Here is a 798-nt window from a genome sequence, read left to right as displayed (position 1 = left end):
CATATCCGCAGCTTCGGTGACTGGCTTAGCCCCGTTACATCTTCCGCGCAGGACGACTCGATCAGTGAGCTATTACGCTTTCTTTAAATGATGGCTGCTTCTAAGCCAACATCCTGACTGTTTTAGCCTTCCCACTTCGTTTTCCACTTAGCCAATCTTTGGGACCTTAGCTGGCGGTCTGGGTTGTTTCCCTCTTGACGCCGGACGTTAGCACCCGACGTCTGTCTCCCAAGCTCGCACTCATCGGTATTCGGAGTTTGCAATGGTTTGGTAAGTCGCGATGACCCCCTAGCCATAACAGTGCTCTACCCCCGATGGTGATACTTGAGGCACTACCTAAATAGTTTTCGGAGAGAACCAGCTATTTCCAAGTTTGTTTAGCCTTTCACCCCTACCCACAGCTCATCCCCTAATTTTTCAACATTAGTGGGTTCGGTCCTCCAGTGCGTGTTACCGCACCTTCAACCTGGCCATGGGTAGATCACTTGGTTTCGGGTCTACACCCAGCGACTGGCGCCCTGTTCGGACTCGATTTCTCTACGGCTCCCCAATCTGGTTAACCTTGCCACTGAATGTAAGTCGCTGACCCATTATACAAAAGGTACGCAGTCACGGAACAAGTCCGCTCCTACTGTTTGTATGCACACGGTTTCAGGATCTATTTCACTCCCCTCCCGGGGTTCTTTTCGCCTTTCCCTCACGGTACTGGTTCACTATCGGTCGATTACGAGTATTTAGCCTTGGAGGATGGTCCCCCCATATTCAGACAGGATTTCTCGTGTCCCGCCCTACTTGTCG

General features: G+C 51.4%; 1 rRNA gene. It reads right to left on the bottom strand.

The features are described 5' to 3' along the window. Positions 1-798: ribosomal RNA gene (locus AC07S4_RS30355) — 23S ribosomal RNA — on the bottom strand; the annotation flags it as partial.

Source organism: Pseudoduganella sp. GW821-FHT05F09 (assembly GCF_059419605.1).
The sequence above is the reverse complement of the archived record's forward strand: the minus strand, read 5'-3'. Positions and strand labels throughout refer to the sequence as shown.